The following is a 24,982-nucleotide window of genomic DNA, read 5'->3' on the forward strand; positions in this document are numbered from 1 at the left end:
TCGTCAGAAGATGCTTAAGATTCCTGGCGCCGCTCGAAATGACTAGGCTACAAATGCCTGCTACTTTACAAAGGCCTGCACATGCTGGTTCAGCTCGGCGGCCGTGAGCTCCTGCTCGAAGGTGGCGCGTTTCTTTTTAGCGCTGTTTACTAGGATAGTAAACGGTATTGCACCGCTCCATTTAGAGTCCACTTTATCCATCCAGGAGTTGGGGTCGGGCTCGTTCAGCAGCACCACTTCCGACTTCAAGCCGCGCTTGGCCACGAAGGGTTTCACTTTTTTGTCGAGCTGGGAGGCGTAGTCCATACTCACCAGCAGCACTTTCACCTTCTGCTTGGCGTAGGTGGTGGTCAGCTGATCGAAGTGGGGCAGTTCTTTCACGCAGGGCGCACACCAGGTGGCCCAGAAATTCACCACGTAGGTAGTGTCGTTCTGCTGGCTCAGGCGCTTCTGCAGCTCCGGCAGCTTGATTACCGTGACTTGCTGTGCTAGGCCAGGTACCGCAAACAGAAGGGCTGCTGCCAGCGCCAGGTATTTTAGTGAGTTCATGTAAGGAGGGAAGATAGTTGTGCTAAAGACAGCTATAGCTGGTAAGAAGTTGCGGGAAGTGGCCTAGCAGCTCATAAGGCAGGCGTGGGAATGAGGCAGAGACGCAATAGTTGGAGTCTCGTTGTTGCTGAGGTTGTTTGGCTGGAACTATTCTAGGCCAGTCGTTCAACGCCAAGACTCCAACTATTGCGTCTCTACATGGTTCTGGCGTCAGCAAGATATAACACCCCTATCCGGGCTCGTGGCACATATGTTGAGCACAAACCTTCCGTTACCTTTGTTACTCTTCTGAAAAACGCTCCCCTTTGGGTTATGAATAAAACGTATTGCCCCAGCCTCACCGAGTACAAGCGCCGCCTCAGCCGGGAAGTAAAAATTGGCGACCTACCCATGGGTGGCCTCAACCCGATTCGGGTGCAGAGCATGACTACCGTAGATACCATGGACACGCTGGGCTCGGTGGAGCAGACGCTGCGCATGGTAGAAGCCGGCTGCGAGTACGTGCGCATCACGGCGCCCAGCGTGAAGGAGGCCCAGAACCTGCTGGAAATCAAGAAGGAGCTGCGCAAGCGCGGCTGCACCGTGCCGCTTATTGCTGATATTCACTTCACGCCCAACGCCGCCGAACTGGCCGCCCGCATAGTAGAGAAGGTGCGCGTGAACCCCGGCAACTACGCCGACAAGAAGAAGTTCGACATCATTGAGTACACCGATGCCACCTACGCCGCCGAGGTAGAGCGCATTCGGGAGCGGTTCCGGCCGCTGGTCCAGATCTGCAAGCAGTATGGCACCGCCATGCGCATCGGCACCAACCACGGCTCCTTGTCCGACCGGATTCTAAGCCGCTACGGCGACACGCCGCTGGGCATGGTGGAGTCGGCGCTGGAGTTTTTGCGCCTATGCGAGGAAGAGAACTATTACGATGTGGTGCTGAGCATGAAGGCCAGCAACACGCAGGTGATGGTACAGGCCTACCGCCTGCTGGTGCAGAAGCTCGACGAGGAAGGCCTGCAGCCCTACCCACTGCACCTGGGCGTAACGGAAGCCGGCGAAGCCGAAGACGGCCGCATCAAGAGCGCCGTAGGCATTGGCACGCTGCTGGAAGACGGCCTCGGCGACACCGTGCGCGTATCGCTCACCGAAGCTCCCGAAGCCGAAGCTCCCGTAGCCAAAGCCCTCATCGACCGGTACACCAACCGCGCCACCGAAGCCAAGCCAATTGCTCCGCTGGCCACTGATTTTGCGGCAGTTGTGGGTAACAACAGCGCTCTAGGCCAGTCAGAAACGGCGGCTGTGGTTGCGGCCGATGCTGACCTTTCGCCAATTGACCCGTTCCAGTACCACCGCCGTGCTACCCGCGAGGTGTTGAACATAGGGGGCCAAAATGTGCCCCGCGTAATGGCCGACCTCTCGCGCTTGCCCGGCCTGGAATACGCCGACCTGCGCGCCGTAGGCCACTTATACTCTGCCTTCCTCGACAAGTTCCAGATGAACGACCTCGGGGCCGACTACGTGTATTCGGGCCAGCGCCCGATTCCGTTTATGCTGCCCAATGGCCTGAAGGAAGTAGTTGACTTCTCTGCCTGGCTGGACGGCGGTCAACGCCCCGACCACTTTCCGGCCTTCACGGCGGCGGAGTTTGCTACCGTGGAGGCCCGGCACCCGGAGCTAAACTTCGTGTTCCATAACCTGGCTTCGTTGACGGAAGAGGCCCTAGGCCACCTCCACGCTGACCCCACGGCGGTACTCATCCTCTCCACCGATAACGCCCACGCCATGCCGGAAATCCGGCGGGCCTTCTTCCGACTCATTGAGAAGAAAATAACGAACCCGGTCATCATCAACCGGCAATACCCCGTGCTCACGCCCGAGCAAACCCAGCTCTACGCCGCTACCGATGTAGGTGGCCTACTGCTTGATGGCCTCGGCGACGGCGTGGTGCTGAGCACCGAGCTGCTGCCCGAGCGTAGCAAAGAGGAGTGGCTCCAAACCCTGGACCAGCTCAACCAGCTCAGCTTCGGGATTCTGCAGGCGGCCCGCACGCGCATGTCCAAGACGGAGTACATCAGCTGCCCCAGCTGCGGCCGTACCCTGTTTGATCTGCAGGAAACTACCGCCATGATCCGCAAGCGCACCGACCACCTAAAGGGCGTGAAAATCGGCATCATGGGCTGCATCGTAAACGGCCCCGGCGAAATGGCCGACGCCGACTACGGCTACGTGGGCGTGGGCAAAGGCAAAATTGCCCTCTACCGCGGTCAGGAAGTCATCAAGAAAGCCGTGCCAGAAGAACGGGCTGTGGATGACTTGATTGAACTGATGCGCGAGGATGGCCGCTGGATTGAGCCTATGGTGCTGGAAGAGCCGGTGGGTGCGTAAAATAGCTTAATAATTCATATTCAACGGGGTTGGACTGTACAGTTCAATCCCGTTTCTGTTACTGTGATTTTATGTCTCATGCTTGATTTTTACTTGATTAAAGATAGTCAGCCAACGCAAAGCGAAATTACTGACCTAGAATACCTGGGTGGAATAAGAGAAGCGCTATTTTCTCAACTTCAGACTGAGGGCATAATTGAACCTAGGTTTGATTTTTACAGTGACTTTCGCTGGGGAAGTGAAATGGCAGCGCGAATGCTAGTGACGCTACAGAAACGACTACCATGCGCACCTCAACAAATGGAGTGTAAGTCTTTCATTGCACTACTGCATAAAGCAGTTGGGGCGAATGGTGGATTGTTAGCAGTTGGCGATTAAAAGATCAATGAATGAATTTCAGGAAAGAGAAATAGTTAAAGGGTACTGGCTTTATGATGGCTTGCTTAAGGAAGGAGTTATCATAAAGGCCATTGCTTATGACTACTGGTATGAACTTGAAAAATCAGACGGCCTAGATATGGCTGATGAACAACCCGAGTTAAATGCTATGGGTGAAATGTATATGATAGAGTGGACTGACCATATGCATAAAATCCGGGAGAGCTTTACAGTTGGAACTCTAGATTTGGATTCGACAAAAGCGGTAGCCGAAGTCGTTGTCAATCAACGTATAGATTGGGTTTGAATTTCTAAATCAAACATCCGCGCCCTTTACCTCTCTATTCTCCCATAAAAATACGCGCATTAATAATCGGGCCTACCGGCATGGTGGGAGAGGGCGTGCTGCATAAGTGCCTAGGCCACCCAAAGGTGCAGGTATTTACTTGGATACAATTGAGGTAGATACTACCGGCGCTCTGGGCGCGTAGAATTGGCTACTACGGACGGAGGTGCCAGCACACGTTTCAGGTAGGCGTTTTGGTATTGAATCCAAGTGGCCAGATGCTGGTGGCTTTGCTGCACGAAGGCGGGCATCTGGTCGGCGAGGTTGTGGGCTTCCTGCGGGTCTTTCTGCAGGTCAAACACCTGGGTTTGGCTGGTGTTGGCGTTGAAAATAACCTTGTGCCGGGGTGTGCGGAAGCCGAAGGTGTACTGTGAATAGGGGCTAAAAAAATACGCTCGGTTCTTCCGGGCGGGGTTGAAAAGGCTGGTGCCCTGCCACTCGGCCGGAATGGGCTTGCGCAGGATGTCCAGGATGGTGGGGGCCACGTCAACCTGGCCGCCGACTGCTGCCAGTTTTTCGCCGTGGAAAAGCAAGGGATTAATCAGTAAGAGCGGAATGCGTACGTTTTCCTCATAGATGTTGGAGGCGTGGCCGAACTGCACATGGCGGCCGAAGGCCTCGCCATGGTCGCCTACCACCACTACTAGCGTTGATTCGGCCAGGCCGCGGCGTTTCAGCTCATCGAGCAAGTGGCCTAGCTGCTGGTCGCTGTAATGCAGGGCATTGAGGTAGTGGTTGAGGTAGCGTTCCGAAGCACCATAGTCCTTTTCTGCTCCCACCGGAAAGTAGGGGTAGTGGGTCTGGGCCGTCCAGATGGTGGCAAAAAACGGAGCTCCGGTAGTGTCGGCGGGCAGCCACTGAGTATAGGCTTTCAACAGACATGATTCATCGGCGCTACTGAGAAATTCATCTTCCGCATCAACCTCAAGTGCTGGCCTAGGGCAAGCAATGGTTTGGAAATCGGCAATAGTATCGAACTGGCGGCTGGCCAGAAATCCGTGCATGTTCTGGAAACGCGTATCGGCCGCAAAGAAAAAGCCCGTCCGAAACTGCTGTTTCTTCAATTCAGAGCTTAGAGAGGGAATCCGGATATTAGGGTGTTCCACGGTAATGCACTGGTAGGAAATCATAGGGTAGAGCGAGCCCAACAGGGACACCACGGCGTTGTTGGTGCTCGGGATTTGGGCATACATATCCGTAACCCGCAACGAGTTAGGTAGGTAACGGGCCAGCTCGGGCATCACGTTATAGCGGGTCTGGTAGCCCGGTACATACTCCGCGGGCACCGATTCCAGCACAAACAGCACCACATTGCGAATGCGGGTGTGAGAAGGCGCCAGGCTGTTGCGGCCCCTGGCGGCCTGCGGGGTAGGGAAGGCCTCAAACCCCACGGGCACCTGCATGGTAAACAGATCGGGAGTGGTAGCCAGGGCGGCGTATATGGAGTGGGAGAAAGCCAATACGGGGTTGGCTACATGCTTGTAGCCCAATTCGTTGCTGGCAATGTGGCGAGGCGCCATTACGAAGTACACCCCCAGAAATGCAGCCAGGCCAAACAAGGCACGGCGGGCGTACTGGCCTTGCGCATCGAAACGACGCAACAGGAACTGCAGGGTGTAACCGGCGCTCAGCAGTAGGCCACTCCAAGCCAGCAATTTAGCCCCCCAGCGCCAGGAAAGGTTGGCCAGCACCGCCGCCTTGGAGTCGCTGTTTTGCATGAAGTCGGAATAATAAAGCCAGGCATAGGTAAGGGGGCCACCCAGCAATTGGCTGGTCTCAACGTAGCTCAGGCCAAAAGCCACCACTACCAGCGCGCAGCCTACAAAGGCACCCAGCAGAAAGGACTGGGCCCGGGATCTATTGCGCAGCAAATAAGCCAGCCCCATGCTAAAAGCCCCCATACCAGCGGCCAGTAGCAAGTCATTGTAGGACGCTAATAAGATGACGTAAAATGCCCTTGGATAGCGAAACACCACATGGTAAGGAGTCTCCATTACCCGACATCGAATCAGGAACAGAACGAGCATCAGGCTGCAGGTAAAACAGCCAATTTTGCGAATAGTAGTAGTGTTCATAGGAAGCGGGATAAGTAATCTTGCACCAGCCCGGGCCAGGTAGCATAAGGCCTGGAACCGATAACAGGCCTATCAATTCTCATTAGCCGCAAAGCAGAACACATTATTAGGCCAGCTGCCAATAGATTGTTTTTATATTGGTATAAAGCAAATAAAAATTGTCATAATAGCAATATAAATATAAGTGTTTTGTGGGTTGCAGCTGACTATAATAAATGCTGATCTGGGAAGATTATAGCTGATTATGTAAAACATCCGTGCCACTCGTCCGTCTACTTTATCATGAAAATACGCGCAATAGTAACTGGGGCCACCGGCATGGTGGGAGAGGGCGTGCTGCACGAAGCCCTGAACCACCCGGATGTAGAGCAAGTGCTGTCCATTAGTCGCAAGCCCAGCGGTATCACGCACCCCAAGCTGCGAGAGATTCTGCACGAGAACTTCCAGGACCTAACCGCTATTCAGGACCAGGTGACGGGCTACAACGCCTGTTTTTTCTGCCTGGGCGTATCGTCGGTGGGCATGAAGCAGCCGGAGTACCGCCGCCTGACCTACGACCTTACGCTGCACTTCGCCCAAACCCTGCTGCCCCGCAACCCCGGCCTCACGTTCTGCTACGTATCCGGCGCCGGCACTGATAGCACGGGACATGGCCGCAGCATGTGGGCCCGCGTGAAGGGCCAGACGGAAAACGAGTTGCTGCAGATGGGCTTTGCACAGGCCTACATGTTCCGGCCGGGCTTCATGAAGGCTACGCCGGGCCTCAAGCACGTGCTGCCTTACTACAAGTACTTCGACTGGATGTATCCGGCACTACGACGGTTCCTGCCGCAATACGTGTCTACGCTGGCGGAGCTAGGCCTGGCCATGATACAGGTAGTGCAGAAAGGCTACTCGAAACGGGTGCTGGAAGTGCCCGATATTGTGGCGCTGGCCAAGGTGTAGGGAGATTTTGGGAAACCTCATCGGTAGCTGAAACAATTAGCGGATATTTGTCGGGATTTTTCCGCTTCTACTTCCATCCGTTTGAGTCAGACTGCTGACCTAGTTGCGCCGGTCGCGCTGGTATTGCCCTGTTACAATCCGCCCGCTCACTGGACCACCAACATTCTGGAGAGCCTCGGGCGTCTGCAACTCCTGTTGCCAGCAGAGGCTCTGCCCATTCATCTATACCTCATCAATGATGGCAGTGCCGGCGTGGCTCCCGAGGACGTGCAGTTTCTGCAGGAACACCTGCCGCATTTCACGTACCTGACGTACCCGCTTAACCGGGGGAAAGGCTACGCCCTCCGGACCGGAATTTCGCAGGTAACGGAGCCGCTGTGCCTGTTCACGGATATCGATTTCCCGTACGAGGAAACCAGCTTAGCCACCGTGTACAAGGCCCTGCGCTCCGGGCAGTGCGATGTAGCGGTTGGCACCCGCGACGAGGCGTACTACGAGAAGGTGCCAGCCAGCCGCGTATTCATTTCCAAGATGTTGCGCCGCAGTACGCGCTTTCTGCTGGGCCTGGCCGTATCGGATACGCAGTGTGGGCTGAAGGGCTTCAACCAGCGGGGGCGGGAGGTATTTCTGCGCGGGCAGATTGACCGCTACCTCTTCGATCTGGAATTTATCTTCCTGGCCTCGCGCTCTGCCGAAAAGCTGCGGGTGCTGCCTGTGCCGGTGCGGCTCAAGCCCAACATCATCTTCTCCCGGATGAGCCCCAAAATCCTGCTCAATGAAAGTGGGAGCTTCCTGAAAATACTGCTGGCACGCTTTGTATGAGCGCTATACCGGCCCTGAAAAGCAAGAGCCAGCGCTCTGGCTGGCTGACGCATCTGCTGGTACTCGCGGCCATTGTGCTGCTTGGCGCGCTGCTGTTTGGGGATATTGCGTGGCATCCTGGCGAGTACCTGTTCAGCCGCGACGGCGACGGTATCAAAAACTACTACACAGCCGCCTGGTACGTGCAGCACGACCGGGCGTGGTGGTTTAGCGGCATGAATTATCCCTTCGGGGAGCACGTCATCTTCACCGATAACCAGCCGATACTGGCCTACGGGCTGGCTGCTTTGCGGCGGCAGGGCGTGGCGCTGAATGTGGTGGCCGTTTTCAATGGGCTGCTGCTGCTGGCTCAGTTGCTGAGTGCCCCGCCGCTGCTGGCGCTGCTGCGCCGCTGCCGCCTCCCCAACTGGTACGCGTCTATTACCACCGTACTTATCGTGCTGCTGGCCCCGCAGCTGGAGCGGCTGCTAGGCCACTATGCGCTGGCATATTCCTGCGTGATACCCATGCTGTGGTATCTGCTGGTGCGGGCCACCGAAACCGGCACACGGTACCCTGGCCGCTGGTATGTGGCCTACGGGGCATTCATGCTGCTAACTGCCTGCCTGCATCCTTACTATTTCGCCATCAGTGCCTTGCTGCTACTGGCCTACAGCATGGTGCTGTGGTGGCAACTGCCGGCTGGCCGATTGCGCAGCCGCCGCACTTTGGTGTTCTGGGCCAGGGTGTTGGCTACGCTGGTGCTGCCCGCTATGCTTTTCCAGGGCGGGTTGCTGCTTACTGACCCCAATGCCGCCGACCGCCCCAGCCTGCCCTATGGCTTCTTTGCGTATAGCTCCTCGGTGTGGAGCGTGTTTTTCCCCGTCGAAGCGCCGGTGCAGGCGTGGTGGCAGCGTATTTTCCATACCCCCGATCCTAGCTGGGAAGGACAGGCCTACGTGGGAATAGTGGCTACCGCCCTCACGCTGGGCACACTTTGGCGCGTAGGTCGGCGGCTGCGGCGGCGCCAATGGCAGCGGTTGCGGCGGCCCGCGCTGCCGCCAGTGCTGCGCATCAGCCTCTGGGCCGGCTTCTTGGTTTTGCTGTTTTCCATGGGCTGGCCGTTCCGGTGGGGGCTGGAGGGGCTACTGAACTACCTGGGTCCGATTCGGCAGTTTCGCTCCATCGGGCGCTTCGCCTGGATTTTCTACTATTTCTATTCCGTGTATGCGGCCTACGCGCTCTACCAGGGGTTTCGGTGGCTACGTCAGCGCCCGCACTGGCATCGGTGGGCCGGGCCCGCCCTGGCGGGGTGCCTGCTGCTGTGGGCGGCGGAAGGCGTGTTCAATGCCGCACACAAAGCCTATCAGATTCAGCACCCCACCCAACATGCGGAGCGCCGCCTGCCAGCTGCCGGGTCTGCGCTGGTTCAGTATCCGCAACGACTAAAACGGGCTGGCCGCAGCTCATCAGAATTTCAGGCGATTCTGCCCGTGCCGTTTTATCTGGTCGGGAGTGAGGTGTTTACGCTTTTTGAGGGTGATGAAAGTGCGTACCAGAGCATGCGCGCCTCCCTCGAAACCGGACTTCCGCTGGCCACTACCATGCTCTCCCGCACGCCCTTGTTTCAGGCTCAGGCCACCGGGCAGCTGGCCAGCAATCCGGCCATCGACAAAGCCATTCTGGCCCGCTACCCCGACCGTAGGCCACTGCTAATGGTTATTCAGGCCAAGGAGCCCCTGGATTCGGTGCAGCGCTCTTTGCTGGCGCGTGGCCATATTTTCTACCGCGACTCCACAGTCTGGCTGGCGGAGCTGCCGCTGGCAAAGCTGGAGGCCCGCCCGGCCCTGCTGGCCGAGTTTGAGCGGCAGCGGGCTTCCTTAGTGGCCTACGCGGGCTATTGGGCCTCGGCACCCGCCCCGGAAGTGGCCTACGAGGGCTTCAACCAACCCAAAGCACCCCCGGCTTTCCCCGATGCGGGTAACATTCCGCCGCTGCTCGGTGCTGGTGCTGGTTCGCTCCGCAAGGGGGGCTTTGCGCTGCTCAACCAGCCCATGCCCCGCGCCGGCTGGTACGAGGCCTCAGTATGGGCCTACGTGCGCACCGCCGACCTGCCCACCCTGCACGCCAGCCTACTGAGCGCCAGTGGTACCGTACTGGACAGCACCAAGGCCGAAACCAAAGCCAGCGTGGATATTCTCGGCAACTGGGCCCGCCTTACGGTGCGTCTGCGCGTAAGGCAATCCAACCAACGCATTCGGCTGTGGTTGAGGGGGCGCCGGATTATCTTCGATGAGTTTGAGCTGCGGCCCAGCAACATCACTGTGTGGCGCCAAAACTCGCCCGCTGGCCCGCTGGTGCGCAACAATTACCCGCTTATTGCCCCGCCCATTCCAGTAGCCTTGCCCGAACCGAAGTAATCAGACAGCCCATTCTTTCAGCCAGCGACGTATACTTCCCGGAGAGATTATGCTGCCCGCACCTGCGAAGAAATGGCGAAACGTTTGCTGACCCTGCCCGAGTTAGGCTTACTGATTTACATGCTCCGGGATAAGCCCGAGGTATCTCGGCTGTTGGCCTTGCTGCCGGTAGCGGAGGTGGAGGGAATTGCCGATGGTGGCATGGGTAGTCTGCGCTTTGTCAACAGCAACCCATATCGTCGCCTTGGCCAGGCGGTGGCCACGCTCCGGTATCCGGATGCCGATGGGGTGCCGGTGTTGGCCACACTTTATCTGGATACCGACGGCGTGCTGTATGAGCTGGATAGTTGGAAGACCGATGGTTCTCCATTGCAGCGCATTCCGGCCTTCTAGGCCAGTCATTTACTTACACTTGTCTTTGCGGCGCGTATCAATTACGTGCGCAATTTTCCAGCCATCGGCCAGCTTTACCAGCTGAAAGGAGTTGTAGCCGCAATGGCTGAAGGTGCTGCCGAGGTAGAACTCATACGGCGTCCAGACGCTGGCCAGGTTGGCGTCAATCAGTACTTTATCAAACGTGATGCGCTCATCATACACCTCCTTGTGCGGGGTGCCAACCATCTTCACGAAAGCCGAAGGGTTTTCGGGCCGCAGCTGCGTCTGACCATTTTTGGCAGCAATGGTATGGAACACCGCGCCCGGTGCCAACGTGCTACGCACCAGTGTACTATCACCCTTGCGCATGCCTTCAAAAAACGTGCGGATGGTAGTTTTCACCAGCTCGGTTTCAGCAGAAGCGGTCTGGGCGTGGGCACCGGAAGTCAGCAGGAGTAGGGCCGCCGACAAAATGTAGGGAAGCTTCATGACAAGGGAGGGTTATAGAGGCCCTAAAGATGCTGTTTGCCGGCGGGCGTTGCAACCCCGCAGATCTACTGGCTCGTTTGGCCGTATCACTTGGCAAGCCGCTCCCAGAGGGTAGCCTGACTGGCCTAGTTCGTAAAATTATGGCTTGGTCGCGCTTGCCTATCTGGGTAAAGTTACTTTTGTGATGCGCCGGTATGTGTACCAGCGCTTTCCGCTCTTCTAGGCCACCCTATGTCCATCCGCCGAACCTTCGACCTGATTGCCCACCGTGCTGCCACTACCCCCCAGGCCGACTGTCTGGTTGAAAAGAAAGAGGGCACCTGGCGGCCCCTAAGCGCACAACGCGTGCTGGATCTTGCCAATCAGGTAACGCTGGGCCTGCAGGCACTCGGCATCAAGCGTGGCGATAAGGTGGCCATCATCTCCGCTAACCGCCCCGAGTGGGTAGTCGCCGATTTTGGCATTGCCCAGCTGGGAGCCGTGAGCGTGCCCATGTATCCTACCATTACGGTGGAGGATTACCGCCACATCTTTCAGGATGCAGGCGTGCGGGTGGTGCTTGTGCAGGACGAGAAGCTCCTGGGTCGCGTGCAGGAAGCCGTGACTGGCCTAGAGCAGGGCCCCGAGCATATTTTCAGCTTCGATAAGCTGACGGGTGTCCGCCATTTTGAGGAGCTGCTGACCCTAGGCCAGTCGGCAGATGCGGCAGAGCTGGTTGTCCTGAAAGCGGCCGTACAGCCCGATGATCTGCTGACGCTGATTTATACATCGGGCACCACCGGGCGGCCTAAGGGCGTGATGCTTAGCCACCGCAATATCCTCTTTAACTGCGAAAACCTGACGAGCTATCTGCCGCTGCCTCCCGGCCAGAAAGCGCTCAGCTTCCTGCCGCTGAGCCATATTTTCGAGCGCACGGCCACGTATCTGTACCTGCTGCTGGACTTCAGCATCTGGTACGCCGAAAGCGTGGACCGCATTGCCGACAACCTGCGCGAGGTGCAGCCCCAGGTATTTACCACGGTGCCGCGCCTACTCGAAAAAATCTATGATAAGATTGTGGCGAAAGGCCAGGAGCTGACCGGCGCCAAGAAAAAGCTGTTCTTCTGGGCCCTGGACCTAGGCCTGCGCTACGATACGCAAAAAGACCAGGGCTTATGGTACAATGCGCAGCTGGCGCTAGCCAATAAACTGGTATTCAGTAAGTGGCGTGAGGCTATGGGCGGGAAGATACACTACATTGTGAGCGGCGGCGGGGCCCTGCAGCCGCGCCTGGCCCGCGTGTTCTGGGCTGCGGGAATCCGGGTGATGGAAGGGTATGGCATGACGGAAACTTCCCCCGTGATTGCAGCCAGCCAGCCCGTGCCGGAGGGCAACCTCATCGGGGCGGTAGGCCCCACAATTCCGGGAGTAGAAGTGAAGCTGGCCTCCGACGGTGAAATCCTGACCCGCTCGCCCTCCGTGATGCAGGGCTACTACAACCGCCCCGACCTTACGGCCGAGGTAATTGACTCCGATGGCTGGCTCCACACCGGTGACATTGGAGAGTTTATCCAGGGGCGCTTTCTGAAAATCACGGACCGCAAAAAGGAGATATTCAAGACCTCCAATGGCAAGTATGTGGCCCCACAGCCTCTGGAATCGAAGCTGTCGGAGTCGCCGCTGGTGGAGCAATGCATGGTAGTGGGTGAGGGCGAGAAATTTGCGGCCGCGCTGCTGGTGCCGGCCTTCACGGAGCTACGCGCCTGGGCTACCAGCCATGGCCTGCCCTCCGACCTTACCGATACAGCACTAGCCGCCCACGCGCAGGTGCAGCAGCTCTACGACGAGCTGGTGCAGCGCACTAATGCGGCGTTTGCACAATGGGAGCAGATAAAGAAGGTAGCGTTGCTGCCGGAGCTCTGGAGCGTAGAATCGGGGGAGCTGACGCCTACCCTGAAGGTGAAGCGCAAGATCATCAGCCAAAACAACCAACAGCGCATCGAGGCCCTGTACCGCTAGAACTGCTGCCTAGGCCACCCGATAGCCGGAAACGGAAGGTGGCTAGTGCGGAATATTTCGGTTTCGGGGCAAATCTTTCTGCCACTGCGCGTGTTACTTTAGCATACCATAAGCCTCAACTCTATGCGTACCAAAGGCCTTTTCAATTTCGGTCCGGTTTTCGGGTATTTCTTTCGTAAGAACGACCCAAATCGCACAAGCAACTTCAATTTGCGCACCATGCACTTCATCAACAAGCTCTCTATGAGCATGTTCCTGGTGGCTTTCATCGTGCTGCTGTACCGCTGGTTTATCCGCTAGGCTCTAGCGTTTTTCAATAGAATACCGTCATGCTCCCTTCCCGGGTATGGCGGTTTTTTTATGTATAGCGTTACTTCGCTCTTATGAACATCGAAGAATTCCGCGACTACTGCCTGCTGAAAGCCGGCGTAACTGAAGAAACGCCCTTCGGCCCCGAAACGCTGGTGTTTAAGGTTGGCGGCAAAGTATTCGCCCTCACCGACATCGATACGTTCGGCAGCATCAACCTCAAATGCGACCCGGAGCGCGCCCAGGAACTGCGCGAGCAATACGACTACGTACTACCCGGCTACCACATGAACAAGAAGCACTGGAACACGGTGCTCATCGGGACGGGCGCATCCGTAGGCCTCTTGCGCGAGCTGATTGACCATTCCTATGACCTCGTGCGGGCTTCGTTGCCCAGAAAGCAGCGGGAAGAGCTGGCCGAAGCCGAAAACCAGGCAGAATAAAGCTGGGATGCTGGCCTAGTGCGTTGTTAGTCAACGACGTATCCGGTGCGGGCGGGAGGCCAGGCAGGGGTGGGCTGGTCGGCCATTTCCAGAAGGGTGGTTTCTATCATTTGACTCATGGTGTTCAGGGCCAGGTCGTTGGGCTCGGTGCCAAAAGGCTCTTCAATTTCCCCGATAATGGCATCCAGCGCCATAAACGTGTAGCCAATAAATACTACAATCAGTGGTGTGGCCCAGCTGATGCTTTCCACCAACCCAAATGGCAACAGGAAGCAGTAGAGGTACACGGTGCGGTGTAGCAGCACGCTGTACGTGTAGGGCACGGGGGTGCTGGCCAGCCGTTCGCACCCGCCCACAATGTCGGAGAGCTGGTTGAGGTTGCGGTCGAAGGCCAGTTGGGTGTTGGTATCGAGGTGGCCGGTTTCGCGGGCTTGCTGTAGCCAGCGGCCCATTTCGCGCAGCAACAGCATGGGCCGGAAATGGGCCTGCTGAACCGTGTAGGCCAGCTCCGGCGGCAGCAGACGCTGCAGATCGGCCGCCGGATCAGTGTGGCGGAGCTGGTGGCGCAGGGTGTGGGTGAAGGCAATGAGTAGCCGCACAAACTGCGTAACCGGCGCCGAGCTAGCGGGGTAGCCGCTCATGGTGAGGGCCTGCCGCGCCAAGGAACGGGTATCGTTGAGCAAGGCGCCCCAAAGTTTGCGGCCTTCCCAGTATCTGTCGTAGCTCACGTTGTTGTAGAAGCCAAGGAAAATGGCCAGCGCTACGCCAAATAGCGTAAATGGCGCGGCCGTAAGCGGCACTCGGTGCTGAAAAATGGTGCCGTGGAAGTACGTTACGCCCAACGATACCACAAACAAAATCAAGAGGCGCGGCAACACCTGCGGCAGCACGGAGCCCTGCCACACAAACAGCATGCGAAACCAGTTGTATCTCGGTCGGATAATCATAGGCCCGCTTACGGACAACGGGCCAACTTGGCCGGTGCTTTTCTGGAGGTGCCTTGCTTCGGCAGCTCGCCCGGCATAGCCAAGCAGAACGGTTTTGAAGAAGGTAGTAGAAAGAAAAAGGCTCGGCAGACGAATCCGACGAGCCTTTTTTCTAAAACGACTGGCCTAGGCCACTTACACGACCACGTTCACCATGCGGCCGGGCACTACAATGATTTTCTTGGCCTCTTTGCCTTCGGCGAAGCGGGCCAGAATATCGGTAGCACGCACGGCGGCCTCGATTTCGGCGGCGGTGGCAGTAGCCGGGAACTGCAGCTGCTCGCGCACCTTGCCGTTGATGGCTACTGGGTAGTTCACGGTGTCTTCCACCAGATATTCCTCCTTGAACTCGGGGTAGCTGGCCGTGCTGATGCTGCCAGCCGGGTGGCCTAGCAGCTGCCACAGCTCCTCCGCTAGGTGCGGCGCATACGGCGACACCAGTACCACCAGCGGCTCCAGAATGGCGCGGTTATGCGTGTTCAGGGCCGTCAGCTCGTTTACCGTAATCATCAGGGCGCTGACGGTGGTGTTGAACGAGAACTTCTCGATGTCCTCTTCCACCTTCCGAATGGCCTTGTGCAGGGCCTTCAGCTCGGCGGGCTTGGGAGCCTCGTCGGTTACCCCGAAGTCGCCATCCTGGGGGTGGTAGAGACGCCAGAGCTTCTTAAGGAAGCCCGCCACGCCGCTCATGCCGTTGGTGTTCCATGGCTTGTATTGCTCCAGCGGCCCGAGGAACATCTCATACAAACGTAGCGCGTCGGCTCCATACTGATCTACAAGTACGTCAGGGCTTACCACGTTGAACTTGCCCTTCGACATCTTCTCGACTTCCCAACCACTTACATAACGGCCATCATCTTCGAGAATAAACTCAGCCGAAGCGTAGTCAGGGCGCCACTTCTTGAAGGCTTCGGTGTCCAGAACATCGTTATTCACAATGTTCACATCGACGTGCAAAGCGGTGGTTTCATGCTGGTCTTTCTTGCCAAGTGTAACGAACGTGTTGGTGCCGTTGATACGGTACACGAAGTTCGAGCGGCCCAGGATCATGCCCTGGTTGATGAGCTTCTGGAAGGGCTCAGCGGCCGTTACCAGGCCTAGATCTTTGAGGAAGAGATGCCAAAAGCGGGAGTAGAGCAAGTGGCCCGTAGCGTGCTCTGCACCACCGAGATATAAGTCTACATTCTGCCAATACTGCTCGGCTTCCTGGCCTACAAAACGCTCGTTGTTTTGTGGGTCCATGTAGCGCAGGTAGTACCACGAGGAGCCGGCCCAGCCGGGCATGGTGCTCAGCTCGTACTCGTACTGGCCTTTGTACTTCCAGTCTTTGGCGCGGCCCAGGGGTGGCTCGCCGGTTTCGGTGGGCTTGTACTCATCGATTTCCGGGAGCACCAGCGGAAGGTCGGCTTCAGCTACGCCGTAGGCCACTCCATCCTTATAGTAAATCGGGATAGGCTCACCCCAGTAGCGCTGGCGGCCAAAGATGGCGTCGCGGATACGGAAGTTGGTTTTGCCCTTTCCAATGCCGCGCTGCTCCAGCTCCTGAATCAGGATTTGGGTAGCCTCTTTGTAACCTTTGCCTTCGATGAGGCCGTGCAGGTAGGTGCCTTCCTTGGTCGGGTCGGCCTGTTCCTCGATTTGCTGCTGATCTACCACCTGCACGATGGGCAAGTCGAAGTGCTTGGCAAATACGTAGTCGCGCTGGTCGCCGGAGGGTACGGCCATTACGGCGCCGGTGCCGTAGCCCGCCAGCACGTAGTCAGCAATCCAGATCTGAATGGGCTCCCCGCTGAACGGGTTGAGGCCGTAGCTGCCAGTGAAAGCACCCGAAACGGTTTTGGTATCGGCCATCCGGTCGCGCTCCGAGCGGCGCTTGGTGGCATCAATGTATTCCTGAATAGTTTCCTGCTGCTCCGGCGTCGTCAGCTCTTTCACCAGCTCGTGCTCCGGGGCCAGCACCAGGAACGTAGCGCCGTAAATAGTGTCCACGCGGGTGGTGTAGACCTTGATTTGGGCGCTTTCGTGGCCTTGCACCGAGAAGGTCACTTCGGCCCCAATAGACTTGCCAATCCAGTTACGCTGCATCTCCTTCACCGCCTCGGGCCAATCGATAGTGTCGAGGCCTTGCAGGAGGCGGTCGGCGTAGGCAGTGATGCGCAGGTTCCACTGCGGCATCAACCGACGTTCCACGGGGAACCCTCCGCGCTCGGAGAGGCCATCTTTCACCTCATCATTCGAGAGCACCGTGCCTAGGCCCGCGCACCAGTTCACGTAGGTGTCTGACTGGTAGGCCAGTCGGTAGGGGTGCACGGCCAATAAGCGCTGCTTTTCGCTCATCATCTGCCACTGGCCCGCCGTGAAATCGTGGCGCTCTTCCTCGTCGCCGGCGGCGCGCAAGCCCCGGCTACCACCTTCGGCGAACTTGTCGAGGAGGGTTTTCAGCGGCTCGGCGCGGTCGGTATCGAGGTTGTACCAACTATTGAACAGCTTTAGGAAGATCCATTGCGTCCATTTGTAGTAGCTGGGGTCGGAGGTACGCACTTCGCGGCTCCAGTCGTAGCTAAAGCCCAGCGAGCTAAGCTGTTCGATGTAGCGGGCAATGTTCTCGCGGGTGGTTTTCTCAGGGTGCTGGCCGGTCTGGATGGCGTACTGCTCGGCGGGAAGGCCAAACGAGTCGAAACCCATGGGGTGCAGCACGTTAAAGCCCTGCAGCCGCTTGTAGCGCGTGACAATATCGGAGGCGATGTAGCCGAGGGGGTGGCCTACGTGCAAGCCCGCGCCGCTGGGGTACGGGAACATGTCCAGCACGTAGTATTTGGGCTTCTCGGAGGCGTTATCGGCCTTGAAGGTGTTGTGCTCTTTCCAGTGGGCTTGCCACTTCTTCTCGATATCCTGGGGATGGTAGCCGGGCATGGGCAGTCGGTAATACGATGGTTCGGAACGGGCGAAATTACGGAAAAACAGGCGCGACTGGGCTTTTTTGTATAAGTATGGGGCCGTAAGAAGTAAAAGACGGGCCCGTAGCGTATAGCCGAAACAGCATACAGAAGAAATTACTGATGCTGAACGGTATAGAGACGCAACATCCTGCGTCTTCGTGTAGAACGATAATCAGAACAACTGCCCCAGTCCGATTCGAGGTACATACCTTCTGCAACGCCTGTACGCCACAAGTGCGTCTCTACACCATTTACCATACGCAGCCTCTGCTAGCACAAGCCAACACTGGCCTAGCTCAGCCGTAAGGAATGAGACCCACTTAAACCCTGCTGCTGTTGCATTATATCACTATTCTGCTCCGCTTCCTGCGTCAACGGTTTGATCTGCTAGATGACACCGCCGAGCCGCACGTAATTGAGGAAAGCGTTGAGTCGAGCACTTCGTTCAAGGGGACCAATCTGTGGGTGCTCATCTTCGCCATCTTGATTGCCTCGGTGGGGCTGAACGTAAACTCGACGGCCGTCATCATCGGGGCCATGCTGATTTCGCCGCTCATGGGGCCGCTCGTGACGCTGGGCTACAGCGCAGCTACCAACAACCCCGATTTGCTGCGTCGGGCCATCCGAAACCTGGGGCTGGCCATTGGTATCAGCCTGCTCACGTCCACGCTCTACTTCCTGCTGACGCCTCTGGAAGGGGCACAGTCGGAGCTGCTGGCCCGCACCGAGCCCACCATCTGGGACGTGCTTATAGCCTTATTTGGTGGCCTAGCCGGCGCCGTAGGCCTCACGCGCCGTGAGAAAAGCAACGTCATTCCGGGTGTGGCTATTGCCACCGCCCTCATGCCGCCGCTGTGCACTACGGGCTACGGCCTAGCCTCGGGGCACTGGCAATATGCCTTGGGAGCGTTCTACCTGTTTTCCATTAACTGCGTGTTTATCACGCTGGCTTCGTTTCTGGTGATGCGCCTGCTGCGCCTGCCGCCGCACCGCTTTCAGCACGAGCAACAGGCCAAGCGGGTGCGCCGGCTTATGCTGCTGGCAGCAGTAGTGGTGGCGGCGCCCAGTGTGTGGCTAGGCTACCGGATTGTGCAGCGCTCGGTGTATGAGCACGCCGCCGAGGATTTCGTGCGGGAGCAGCTTAATTTCCCGGGTACCTATGTGGTGACGCGCCAGATTGATGCCCGCCGCCGCCGCATCAATGTGCTGCTGGTGGGGCCCACCGTCGATTCGGCACGCCTGGGCATGGCCAGCCGTCAACTGGCCCGGTACCGCCTGACGCCCACCAACCTCACCATCCGGCAGGGCCTACAGGCCTACGACTCGCTGGATGCGCAGGCCTTGCGCCAAAACCTGCTGGAAGATGTGCGCGCCCGCCAGAACCAGTCGCAGCTAAGGTCGGAGGCGGAAATAGCGCATCTCCAGCAGCTGGTGGCCACGGCTCAAACGGTGCTGCCCGCTTCCGAGGCGCTGCTGCGCGAAGTAAGGGTAGAGCACCCCGCAGTACGCCGGTTGGCGCTGGGCCAGCTGCTGCGTCCCGCTATTCAGCCCGATTCCTTGCCCGCAGATACGGTGCTGGTAGTTAGTGTAGAAGCGCGGGTTCCCGTGCCTGCTACGGAGCAGGAGCGGCTGGTGCAGTGGCTCCGGGCGCGCACCAACCGCAGCCAAGTAGAACTGCTGGTACTGCCGCCTGCCCCTGTTCGGAAGCTAGCGCCGCTGCAGCCCCGCGCCAGCGGTCAGGTGGCCCCGGTGCCAAAGAAATAAGCTGCTCCGGACTAGGTATGAACTTACGTACTCAGCAAGGTGCGGCCGTCCCAGGTACCCTCGGTGCTCAGCACCCGGAAGCGGGCAAACAGTTCCTCGCCGTACCATTTCTCCTGGCGAGTGAGCCGGATAACTTCCTTGTGCTTCTCGCTGCGGTAAGCGTAGTCTTGCATAGCCTGTGCCGATTCCCAGAGGCTCACGGTGGCCTGCCGCACCACGGGCAACTCGCCTAGGCCTATAGCGGCCCGCACGCCGGGCGCATCGGCTATGGTAGCGCTGGTGGGGGCCACATAGCGCCAGAAGCGGGGCGTTTTCTGCCACCGGATGGAGGCGCGGGTGAGTACGGCCACGGGCCCGCCCTCCGGACTCAAGTCTTCAGAGGCGTAGTCGAACGGATTAACCCCATCCCACAGCCCATGCGACTTAATAGGAGCCAGTTGGGCAGTCCAGATTTCCTGGGTGCGCTCCAGATACTGCTGCCACAGCGGATGGGTGGTGAAAAACGCCTCGGCGGCATCAGCGGAGTCCCATACGGCCATGAAGCCGTAGCGGTGCAGGTTGGGCAGGGCGCCAAAGCCGCCCGCGCCGCTACCCAGCAGCTTCTGGAAGCGCAACCCAGGTACCCGCTGCAGTGGCCGTTGCGCGGTACCCATCTGAGCCAGTCCCCACCGAACGTTGCCCGGCTTCAGCGTAAGAATAGAAAGAGTTGTAAGCAACTGAACAAGAGTTAAAAAAGAACGGCTCAGCACCCTCCGTGAAAAACAGGGGCTTCTGCGGGAACCGTCGTCAGCACGAAGTAAGGAACTATCACCCGCCCGTAACAACAAAAAAGGGCCGGAATTGCTTCCGACCCTTACACTTGTGTCGAGTGGCCTAGGGCTACTTTACATTCACTTTAGCGTGCTCATTTACGTCATCCGACGTAGCCCGCTCCCCAGTGGCTAGGGCTTTCACGTAGGCCACGGCCTGGGTAAGCATGCTGCTGGGGGTATCCCAATACTCGCCTTTTTCAATTTCCACTTTCAGGATCATGATGTTGGGGTCGTCTTTGCCTTTCGCGAACCAAGCGCGCATCGGCTCACTCCAGAGCTTGTCGATTTCGGCCTGGTCGCGGTAGGCGTTGGCGCGGCCCGATACCGACACGTACACATTGTCTTCGGGCTTGCCGTAGCTCAGGTTTACGTGGCTGTCTTTCTTGACTTCGTATACCTTGGCTGAGTCTTTATCGGTCAGGAACACGAGGGCGCTGCTGCCGTCGGGCTTTTGGGTATACATGGGGCGGCTGCGCAGGCTGCCGTCGTTGTCCTGGGTCGTGAGCATAGCGATGCGCACATCCTTAATCTTATCGAGCAGTTTGGACAGGTCGTTTGTTACGGGCGATGAAGAAGACATAGTTGGGGTGTTTTGAAGGAACAGAAAGGATAGCAGGCGGCCGTTACGATAACTGAGTAGGGCCGTTGACTTGTTTCCTTTACGGTTGAGCCCCGCCTCGGGTTGGCACTACGGTTGAGCCTCTGCCTCAATTTTGCCGTACTTTCCGCTACCCATGAATTTCCTCGCCCACCTGTTGCTCTCCGGCTCGCCGGCCACCACGCCCGATTACGATGATATCGTGGTCGGCAACTTTGCCGCCGAAGCCGTGCGCGGCCAGGCCGGACTACTGGCCTACACGCCCGCCGTGCAGCGCGGCATCCGGCTCCACCGCTTCATCGATACTTTCACCGACAGCCACCCCGTAGTACGGCGCACGACTGCCCGCCTGCGCGAAGCCGGACTCGGCAAGTGGGCCGGCGTGGTATCCGATGTGGCCTACGACCACCTGCTGGCCCGCGACTTCTCCCAGTACCACTACGATGCCGCCGAACCACTCCCGGCCTTCGCCCAACGCCAATACGCCCTGCTGCACGCCCGCCGCCACGAGCTGCCGGAGCGCCTGCAACAGATGTTGCACTATATGCGCCAGGGCGACTGGCTCACCGGTTACGCCCACCCAACTGGCCTAGAGCAAGCCTTGTTAGGCCTCTCGCGCCGCGTACCCGCCGCCACGGTGCTAGCCTCCGGAGCAGCGGCGTTTCTGAAGGAACTGCCAGCGTATGAGGCGGATTTCGCGGAGTTTTGGCCGGAGTTGAGGGCGGCAGTTCTATTGCATGTTGGGCAGAATTTTAAATAATTATGTACCAATGAAAAAGAGGCAAAAGGAAATACCGGGCTCAATAGTTAAAGTGGCATTTGACAAAAAATATCACATTTATGCTAGGGTGCTCAACTATGGAGATTTAGCTTTCTATGATCGTAGGTTTGATTACGATGCGACTGATTTAGAGGCTGTTATTCGTTGTCCTATTATATTCAAATCTATAGTTAATGAAGGTGGTGTAAAGCATGGTCGTTGGCCCATAATAGGACTATTGCCATTAGAAGGGAAATTGCAGGAGTCTAAATACTGTCTCGGAAGGTATAATGCAGATAGTTGTAATACTTATATAAATGGTGTTGTTCACCACAATGTGCCACTTGCTAATTGTAAAGGAATGGATGACGGAGGAGTATGGAGCCCTGAATTAATAGAAGAACGTATTAGAGACTTTTATAATGGGACGCCCAATTACTGGGTAGAACGGTACGCTCAGTTGTGGACTAAATCAGACACCAGTAATTAACAATTTTGGATAATAAAAACGGGGCCACGTGGCCCCGTTTTTATTAGCTAAGTAAAGCAACGTCAGCCTAGTGCTGGTGGCCGCCTTCGCCGTGTACGTGGCCGTGGTCTAGCTCTTCGCGGGTGGCTTCACGTACTTCGGCTACTTTGCCGTCGAAGTGCATGACCATGCCGGCGAGGGGGTGGTTGAAGTCCATTTTGATGGTATCGGCACCGATATCCACGATTTTGCCTTGCATGTGGTGGCCCTGGTTGTCGGCCATGGGCAGGAAGTTGCCTACCTGCACCATCTCGTCGTCGATTTTGCCGTCGATTTCGAATACGTTTTTCGGGATGTCCACCACGGCCTGCTGGTCGTAGTCGCCGTAGGCCTGCTCGGGGGTGAGGGAGAAGTTGAACGCGTCGCCGGCCTGCTTGCCGTCGAGCTGTCGCTCAAACTCTTCGGGTAGGCCACTCTGGCCGAACAAGAACACCATCGGCGCATCTTCTTCGGCCGATTCTACGAGAACTTTCTCCTGGTTTTCGTCGGTCACACTTAGGTCGTAGGTGATGGTGACGACTTTGTTGGGGCTGATCTGGGCCATAATACTGGAAAGGACGCGGGCGTCCGGGGGATGGGTGAGAAATAGGTTCGGCTGGCTAGTTACGGAAATGACCGCTAAAAACGAGCCTCGAACCCCTTGTCATACTTGAACCCGGCCGGGGGAGTTGTGGCTATGCAAAATTTTGGCATTGCCTAACAGGGTTATTCGCTGGCCGTTAAGCTCAGGAATACCTCTGTATATATCACGTACGGCCTTATTGGCCCTTCCCTCGGCTTTCTTATGAAAAATTTCCTTCCTGCCCTCCTGATGGGCGGCGTGCTACTGGCCGGCTGCCAGTCCAACTCCTCCAACACCGAGAACAGCACCCCGGCCACCCCGCCCGGCGACTCCACCGCCACCGTGCCCGCCACCACCGATACCGTGGCAACCATCGGTAGCCCGAAGCTGCTGCACACCCTCGATGAGGCCCAAAACACCCCCGATGGCCTGGCGGTGGCGCCCAACGGCAGCCTGATTTTGTCGGTGCCCAACCTGGCCAACAACTCCTACCCGGCGGTGCTAATGGAGATGACCGATACCAGCCTCAAGCCCTACCTCACCAACCTGCCCGTGGAGCCCACCACCAAAAAGGCCGCGCCCATGGACCTGGCATTCGGGCCCGATGGCAACCTCTACTATGCCGAAAACCAGTACGAAAACAGCAAAGATTTCAAATCTCGGCTGATGCGGGTGCGGGTGCAGAACGGCAAGCCTGGCAAAGTGGAAACGGTGGTCGATAACTTCGCCCTGGCCAATGCGGTGCTCTGGAAAGGCAACACGCTCTACGTGACCGACAGCCAGTGGGACATGCCCGACAACGACAAGGGCAGCGCCATTCTGCACTTCACGCTGGCCGAGCTCAGCAAAGGCCCCATTCACCTCAAGCCCAAAACCAAAGACCCGCACGTGCTGGCCATGTTCACGACCACCGTCAACGAAACCGGCGTGGATAATGGCGCCGATGGCCTCGACTACGACAGCCAGGGCCGCCTCTACACCGGCTCCTTCGGCGACGGTAAGTTCTACCGCGTCACCCTCAAGCCTGATGGCAGCCTAGATAAGCAGGAAACCCTCACGCTCACCGGCAAGCAAATCCCCTGCATCGACGGCCTGATCATCGACCGCAAAACCGATAAGGCCTACGTGTGCAACTCCCGCGAAAACGCCATTGAAGTAATCAACCTCAACGATAATTCCGTAACCACCCTCGCCCAAAACGGCGACACCGACGGGTCAGGTGGCCTACTAGACCAGCCTGCCGAAGTGCTGCTGAAAGGCAACCGCCTCTACATCTCCGACTTCGACAAACCAGAGAAGAATTTCATCAACAGGAAGTCCGACGCCCCGCACACTATGTCGGTGATTGACTTTAAGTAGGAGAGTAGCAAGTAAGAACACCAAATAAAAAAGAACGTCATCCTGAGTGCAGCGAAGGATCTTGCGTGCTGATGTTGAGTTACCATTACAACACCAGCACGCAAGATCCTTCGCTGCACTCAGGATGACGTTCTTGTAAAGCTCGCGACATACTTTGACGCCGCTCAGCCTGACTGCTCTATTTTAGGCCTAGGCCTATTTATCCAGCTCCTCGCGCCATACGGCTACGAATGGCTCTTCATCCTCGATGCGGTAGGCGCAGCGCATCACGTTGGTATTGCTCTCGATTGCTATGTTGCCATCCGTATCAATAGCAATGAAGCCTTTATCGCCCTTGAGGTCTTCTGCGCGGAGCTGCACGGCTTCTTTGCAGGCCTCCTGCACGCTCAGGCCTTTATATTTGACGAGGGCATAGACTTCATGAGCCAGAGCACCGCGGAGTAGCACTTCACCATCGCCGGTGCAGGACACGGCGCAGGCTTCGTTGGCAGCGTAGGAGCCTCCGCCAATTACGGGGCTGTCGCCGACGCGGCCTTTGCGTTGGCCTTCAATACCCCCTGTGCTGGTGGCCACGGCAAGGTTGCCATCCTGGTCGAGGGCTACGGCGCCTACGGTGTCTTTTTGGGGCACTTTGGCTTCATCCATCACTATTTCCAGCCATTCTTGGCGGGTTTTTTCCGTCTCAAAATAATGCACGGCCTCCATGGTCAGGCCATGCTCCAGAGCAAACTCAATGGCGCCATCGCCGGAGAGATACACATGCTCGCATTTCTCCATTACGGTACGCGCTAGGGTAACGGGGTTTTTGACATAGCGCACGCTATTTACGGCGCCAGCTTGCAGCGTACGGCCATCCATGATGGAGGCGTCCATCTGCACTTCGCCCTGTAGATTGAGGCTGCTGCCTCGGCCCGAGTTGAAGTTCTCGTTGTTTTCGAGGCTGTTCACCGTAGCCTCCACAGCATCCAGCGCGCTACCCCCGCGATGCAAAATTTTCCACCCGGCCTTCAGAGCCGCCTGAAGGCCTTCGCGCAGGGCGGCTTCCTTCTCTGGGGAAATACTACTGGGGTCCATAGTGACGGCGCCACCGTGCAGTACTAAGGCATATTTCGGCATGACTAGGACAGTTTTTAGAGAATAATATGCCGTCCTTACGCACAAAAAAA

Annotated in this window: 23 protein-coding genes; 14 read left to right on the forward strand and 9 right to left on the reverse strand. The window is 57.6% G+C overall.

Annotated elements, in window-relative coordinates:
- Positions 1-60: 60 nt before the first annotated feature.
- The gene (locus tag CFT68_RS03300) at positions 61-549 is read right to left on the reverse strand and encodes a TlpA disulfide reductase family protein (RefSeq protein WP_088841998.1); all 489 of its coding nucleotides are present in this window, start codon (positions 547-549) and stop codon (positions 61-63) included.
- 312 nt (positions 550-861) lie between these two features.
- Between CFT68_RS03300 and ispG the strand changes: the two genes are divergently transcribed.
- From ispG to CFT68_RS03315, 3 genes are all read left to right on the forward strand, one after another.
- The gene (ispG, locus tag CFT68_RS03305; protein ID WP_088841999.1) at positions 862-2,928 is read left to right on the forward strand and encodes a (E)-4-hydroxy-3-methylbut-2-enyl-diphosphate synthase; all 2,067 of its coding nucleotides are present in this window, start codon (positions 862-864) and stop codon (positions 2,926-2,928) included.
- 78 nt (positions 2,929-3,006) lie between these two features.
- Entirely contained in the window at positions 3,007-3,306 is a 300-nt protein-coding gene (locus tag CFT68_RS03310) for a hypothetical protein (protein WP_088842000.1), read from the forward strand.
- Between the two features lie 7 nt (positions 3,307-3,313).
- Entirely contained in the window at positions 3,314-3,613 is a 300-nt protein-coding gene (locus CFT68_RS03315) for a hypothetical protein (protein WP_088842001.1), read from the forward strand.
- A gap of 161 nt (positions 3,614-3,774) precedes the next feature.
- Here CFT68_RS03315 and CFT68_RS03320 read toward each other — a convergent pair whose 3' ends face one another.
- The gene (locus tag CFT68_RS03320) at positions 3,775-5,727 is read right to left on the reverse strand and encodes an LTA synthase family protein (RefSeq protein ID WP_088842002.1); all 1,953 of its coding nucleotides are present in this window, start codon (positions 5,725-5,727) and stop codon (positions 3,775-3,777) included.
- Between the two features lie 282 nt (positions 5,728-6,009).
- On the opposite strand from CFT68_RS03320, the gene CFT68_RS03325 reads away from it, so the two are divergent.
- The 4 genes from CFT68_RS03325 (at position 6,010) to CFT68_RS03340 (ending at position 10,286) form a co-directional block, all read left to right on the forward strand.
- Positions 6,010-6,672 (forward strand): Rossmann-fold NAD(P)-binding domain-containing protein, encoded by a 663-nt coding sequence (locus tag CFT68_RS03325; protein ID WP_088842003.1) that lies wholly within the window; start codon positions 6,010-6,012, stop codon positions 6,670-6,672.
- An 81-nt stretch (positions 6,673-6,753) separates the two neighbouring features.
- Positions 6,754-7,494 (forward strand): glycosyltransferase, encoded by a 741-nt coding sequence (locus tag CFT68_RS03330; protein ID WP_170934683.1) that lies wholly within the window; start codon positions 6,754-6,756, stop codon positions 7,492-7,494.
- Positions 7,491-9,893 carry a hypothetical protein gene (locus CFT68_RS03335; RefSeq protein WP_088842005.1) on the forward strand — a complete coding sequence of 801 codons (2,403 nt, stop codon included), beginning with the start codon at positions 7,491-7,493 and terminating at the stop codon, positions 9,891-9,893. The genes CFT68_RS03330 and CFT68_RS03335 overlap by 4 nt, the downstream gene beginning before the upstream one ends.
- A gap of 72 nt (positions 9,894-9,965) precedes the next feature.
- Entirely contained in the window at positions 9,966-10,286 is a 321-nt protein-coding gene (locus tag CFT68_RS03340) for a DUF6984 family protein (protein WP_141106424.1), read from the forward strand.
- Positions 10,287-10,295: 9 nt separating this feature from the next.
- Here the strand turns inward: CFT68_RS03340 and CFT68_RS03345 are convergent, their stop codons facing one another.
- On the reverse strand, positions 10,296-10,757 hold the full coding sequence (locus CFT68_RS03345) for a Cif family virulence factor (RefSeq protein WP_088842006.1): 462 nt from the start codon (positions 10,755-10,757) through the stop codon (positions 10,296-10,298).
- A gap of 231 nt (positions 10,758-10,988) precedes the next feature.
- On the opposite strand from CFT68_RS03345, the gene CFT68_RS03350 reads away from it, so the two are divergent.
- The 3 genes from CFT68_RS03350 to CFT68_RS03355 all read left to right on the forward strand — a co-directional run bounded on the left by CFT68_RS03350 (position 10,989) and on the right by CFT68_RS03355 (position 13,507).
- On the forward strand, positions 10,989-12,755 hold the full coding sequence (locus CFT68_RS03350; protein ID WP_088842007.1) for an AMP-dependent synthetase/ligase: 1,767 nt from the start codon (positions 10,989-10,991) through the stop codon (positions 12,753-12,755).
- A gap of 123 nt (positions 12,756-12,878) precedes the next feature.
- Positions 12,879-13,055: a DUF6728 family protein gene (locus CFT68_RS21760; protein ID WP_170934684.1), complete on the forward strand. Its 177-nt coding sequence runs from the start codon at positions 12,879-12,881 to the stop codon at positions 13,053-13,055.
- Between the two features lie 83 nt (positions 13,056-13,138).
- Positions 13,139-13,507 carry an MmcQ/YjbR family DNA-binding protein gene (locus CFT68_RS03355; protein ID WP_088842008.1) on the forward strand — a complete coding sequence of 123 codons (369 nt, stop codon included), beginning with the start codon at positions 13,139-13,141 and terminating at the stop codon, positions 13,505-13,507.
- 26 nt (positions 13,508-13,533) lie between these two features.
- Here the strand turns inward: CFT68_RS03355 and CFT68_RS03360 are convergent, their stop codons facing one another.
- Positions 13,534-14,454, reverse strand: coding sequence for a bestrophin family protein (locus tag CFT68_RS03360; protein WP_088842009.1), 921 nt, complete (start codon positions 14,452-14,454; stop codon positions 13,534-13,536).
- Between the two features lie 174 nt (positions 14,455-14,628).
- Positions 14,629-17,406 (reverse strand): leucine--tRNA ligase, encoded by a 2,778-nt coding sequence (gene leuS / locus CFT68_RS03365; protein WP_088842010.1) that lies wholly within the window; start codon positions 17,404-17,406, stop codon positions 14,629-14,631.
- Positions 17,407-17,768: 362 nt separating this feature from the next.
- Here leuS and CFT68_RS03370 point away from each other — a divergent pair, with 362 nt between their 5' ends.
- Positions 17,769-19,196 carry a TIGR00341 family protein gene (locus CFT68_RS03370; RefSeq protein WP_088842011.1) on the forward strand — a complete coding sequence of 476 codons (1,428 nt, stop codon included), beginning with the start codon at positions 17,769-17,771 and terminating at the stop codon, positions 19,194-19,196.
- 23 nt (positions 19,197-19,219) lie between these two features.
- On the opposite strand, the gene CFT68_RS03375 is transcribed toward CFT68_RS03370, so the two are convergent.
- The gene (locus CFT68_RS03375; protein ID WP_245815262.1) at positions 19,220-19,912 is read right to left on the reverse strand and encodes a spheroidene monooxygenase; all 693 of its coding nucleotides are present in this window, start codon (positions 19,910-19,912) and stop codon (positions 19,220-19,222) included.
- 163 nt (positions 19,913-20,075) lie between these two features.
- A complete protein-coding gene (locus tag CFT68_RS03380; RefSeq protein ID WP_088842012.1) occupies positions 20,076-20,588 on the reverse strand; it encodes a pyridoxamine 5'-phosphate oxidase family protein in 513 nt (170 codons plus the stop codon).
- Positions 20,589-20,742: 154 nt separating this feature from the next.
- Between CFT68_RS03380 and CFT68_RS03385 the strand changes: the two genes are divergently transcribed.
- Both CFT68_RS03385 and CFT68_RS03390 read left to right on the forward strand, forming a co-directional pair.
- On the forward strand, positions 20,743-21,366 hold the full coding sequence (locus tag CFT68_RS03385; RefSeq protein ID WP_088842013.1) for an acyl carrier protein phosphodiesterase: 624 nt from the start codon (positions 20,743-20,745) through the stop codon (positions 21,364-21,366).
- Positions 21,344-21,856 carry an Imm26 family immunity protein gene (locus tag CFT68_RS03390; protein WP_088842014.1) on the forward strand — a complete coding sequence of 171 codons (513 nt, stop codon included), beginning with the start codon at positions 21,344-21,346 and terminating at the stop codon, positions 21,854-21,856. Before CFT68_RS03385 ends, CFT68_RS03390 begins: the two co-directional genes overlap by 23 nt.
- A 67-nt stretch (positions 21,857-21,923) precedes the next feature.
- Here the strand turns inward: CFT68_RS03390 and CFT68_RS03395 are convergent, their stop codons facing one another.
- Complete coding sequence (locus CFT68_RS03395; protein WP_088842015.1) at positions 21,924-22,439, reverse strand: FKBP-type peptidyl-prolyl cis-trans isomerase; 516 nt, start codon at positions 22,437-22,439, stop codon at positions 21,924-21,926.
- Between the two features lie 240 nt (positions 22,440-22,679).
- On the opposite strand from CFT68_RS03395, the gene CFT68_RS03400 reads away from it, so the two are divergent.
- The gene (locus tag CFT68_RS03400) at positions 22,680-23,816 is read left to right on the forward strand and encodes an SMP-30/gluconolactonase/LRE family protein (RefSeq protein WP_088842016.1); all 1,137 of its coding nucleotides are present in this window, start codon (positions 22,680-22,682) and stop codon (positions 23,814-23,816) included.
- A 195-nt stretch (positions 23,817-24,011) separates the two neighbouring features.
- Here CFT68_RS03400 and CFT68_RS03405 read toward each other — a convergent pair whose 3' ends face one another.
- Positions 24,012-24,932, reverse strand: coding sequence for an isoaspartyl peptidase/L-asparaginase family protein (locus CFT68_RS03405; RefSeq protein ID WP_088842017.1), 921 nt, complete (start codon positions 24,930-24,932; stop codon positions 24,012-24,014).
- Positions 24,933-24,982: the final 50 nt, after the last annotated feature.

The organism is Hymenobacter gelipurpurascens, from assembly GCF_900187375.1.
In the GTDB taxonomy this organism is placed as follows: domain Bacteria; phylum Bacteroidota; class Bacteroidia; order Cytophagales; family Hymenobacteraceae; genus Hymenobacter; species Hymenobacter gelipurpurascens.

What these genes read in the sequence shown, in the direction of transcription:
- CFT68_RS03300 (WP_088841998.1), bottom strand. Translation starts at nt 549, where the DNA reads ATGAACTCACTAAAATACCTGGCGCTGGCAGCAGCCCTTCTGTTTGCG.
- ispG (WP_088841999.1), top strand. Translation starts at nt 862, where the DNA reads ATGAATAAAACGTATTGCCCCAGCCTCACCGAGTACAAGCGCCGCCTC.
- CFT68_RS03310 (WP_088842000.1), top strand. Translation starts at nt 3,007, where the DNA reads ATGCTTGATTTTTACTTGATTAAAGATAGTCAGCCAACGCAAAGCGAA.
- CFT68_RS03315 (WP_088842001.1), top strand. Translation starts at nt 3,314, where the DNA reads ATGAATGAATTTCAGGAAAGAGAAATAGTTAAAGGGTACTGGCTTTAT.
- CFT68_RS03320 (WP_088842002.1), bottom strand. Translation starts at nt 5,727, where the DNA reads ATGAACACTACTACTATTCGCAAAATTGGCTGTTTTACCTGCAGCCTG.
- CFT68_RS03325 (WP_088842003.1), top strand. Translation starts at nt 6,010, where the DNA reads ATGAAAATACGCGCAATAGTAACTGGGGCCACCGGCATGGTGGGAGAG.
- CFT68_RS03335 (WP_088842005.1), top strand. Translation starts at nt 7,491, where the DNA reads ATGAGCGCTATACCGGCCCTGAAAAGCAAGAGCCAGCGCTCTGGCTGG.
- CFT68_RS03340 (WP_141106424.1), top strand. Translation starts at nt 9,966, where the DNA reads ATGGCGAAACGTTTGCTGACCCTGCCCGAGTTAGGCTTACTGATTTAC.
- CFT68_RS03345 (WP_088842006.1), bottom strand. Translation starts at nt 10,757, where the DNA reads ATGAAGCTTCCCTACATTTTGTCGGCGGCCCTACTCCTGCTGACTTCC.
- CFT68_RS03350 (WP_088842007.1), top strand. Translation starts at nt 10,989, where the DNA reads ATGTCCATCCGCCGAACCTTCGACCTGATTGCCCACCGTGCTGCCACT.
- CFT68_RS21760 (WP_170934684.1), top strand. Translation starts at nt 12,879, where the DNA reads ATGCGTACCAAAGGCCTTTTCAATTTCGGTCCGGTTTTCGGGTATTTC.
- CFT68_RS03355 (WP_088842008.1), top strand. Translation starts at nt 13,139, where the DNA reads ATGAACATCGAAGAATTCCGCGACTACTGCCTGCTGAAAGCCGGCGTA.
- CFT68_RS03360 (WP_088842009.1), bottom strand. Translation starts at nt 14,454, where the DNA reads ATGATTATCCGACCGAGATACAACTGGTTTCGCATGCTGTTTGTGTGG.
- leuS (WP_088842010.1), bottom strand. Translation starts at nt 17,406, where the DNA reads ATGCCCGGCTACCATCCCCAGGATATCGAGAAGAAGTGGCAAGCCCAC.
- CFT68_RS03380 (WP_088842012.1), bottom strand. Translation starts at nt 20,588, where the DNA reads ATGTCTTCTTCATCGCCCGTAACAAACGACCTGTCCAAACTGCTCGAT.
- CFT68_RS03385 (WP_088842013.1), top strand. Translation starts at nt 20,743, where the DNA reads ATGAATTTCCTCGCCCACCTGTTGCTCTCCGGCTCGCCGGCCACCACG.
- CFT68_RS03390 (WP_088842014.1), top strand. Translation starts at nt 21,344, where the DNA reads ATGTTGGGCAGAATTTTAAATAATTATGTACCAATGAAAAAGAGGCAA.
- CFT68_RS03395 (WP_088842015.1), bottom strand. Translation starts at nt 22,439, where the DNA reads ATGGCCCAGATCAGCCCCAACAAAGTCGTCACCATCACCTACGACCTA.
- CFT68_RS03400 (WP_088842016.1), top strand. Translation starts at nt 22,680, where the DNA reads ATGAAAAATTTCCTTCCTGCCCTCCTGATGGGCGGCGTGCTACTGGCC.
- CFT68_RS03405 (WP_088842017.1), bottom strand. Translation starts at nt 24,932, where the DNA reads ATGCCGAAATATGCCTTAGTACTGCACGGTGGCGCCGTCACTATGGAC.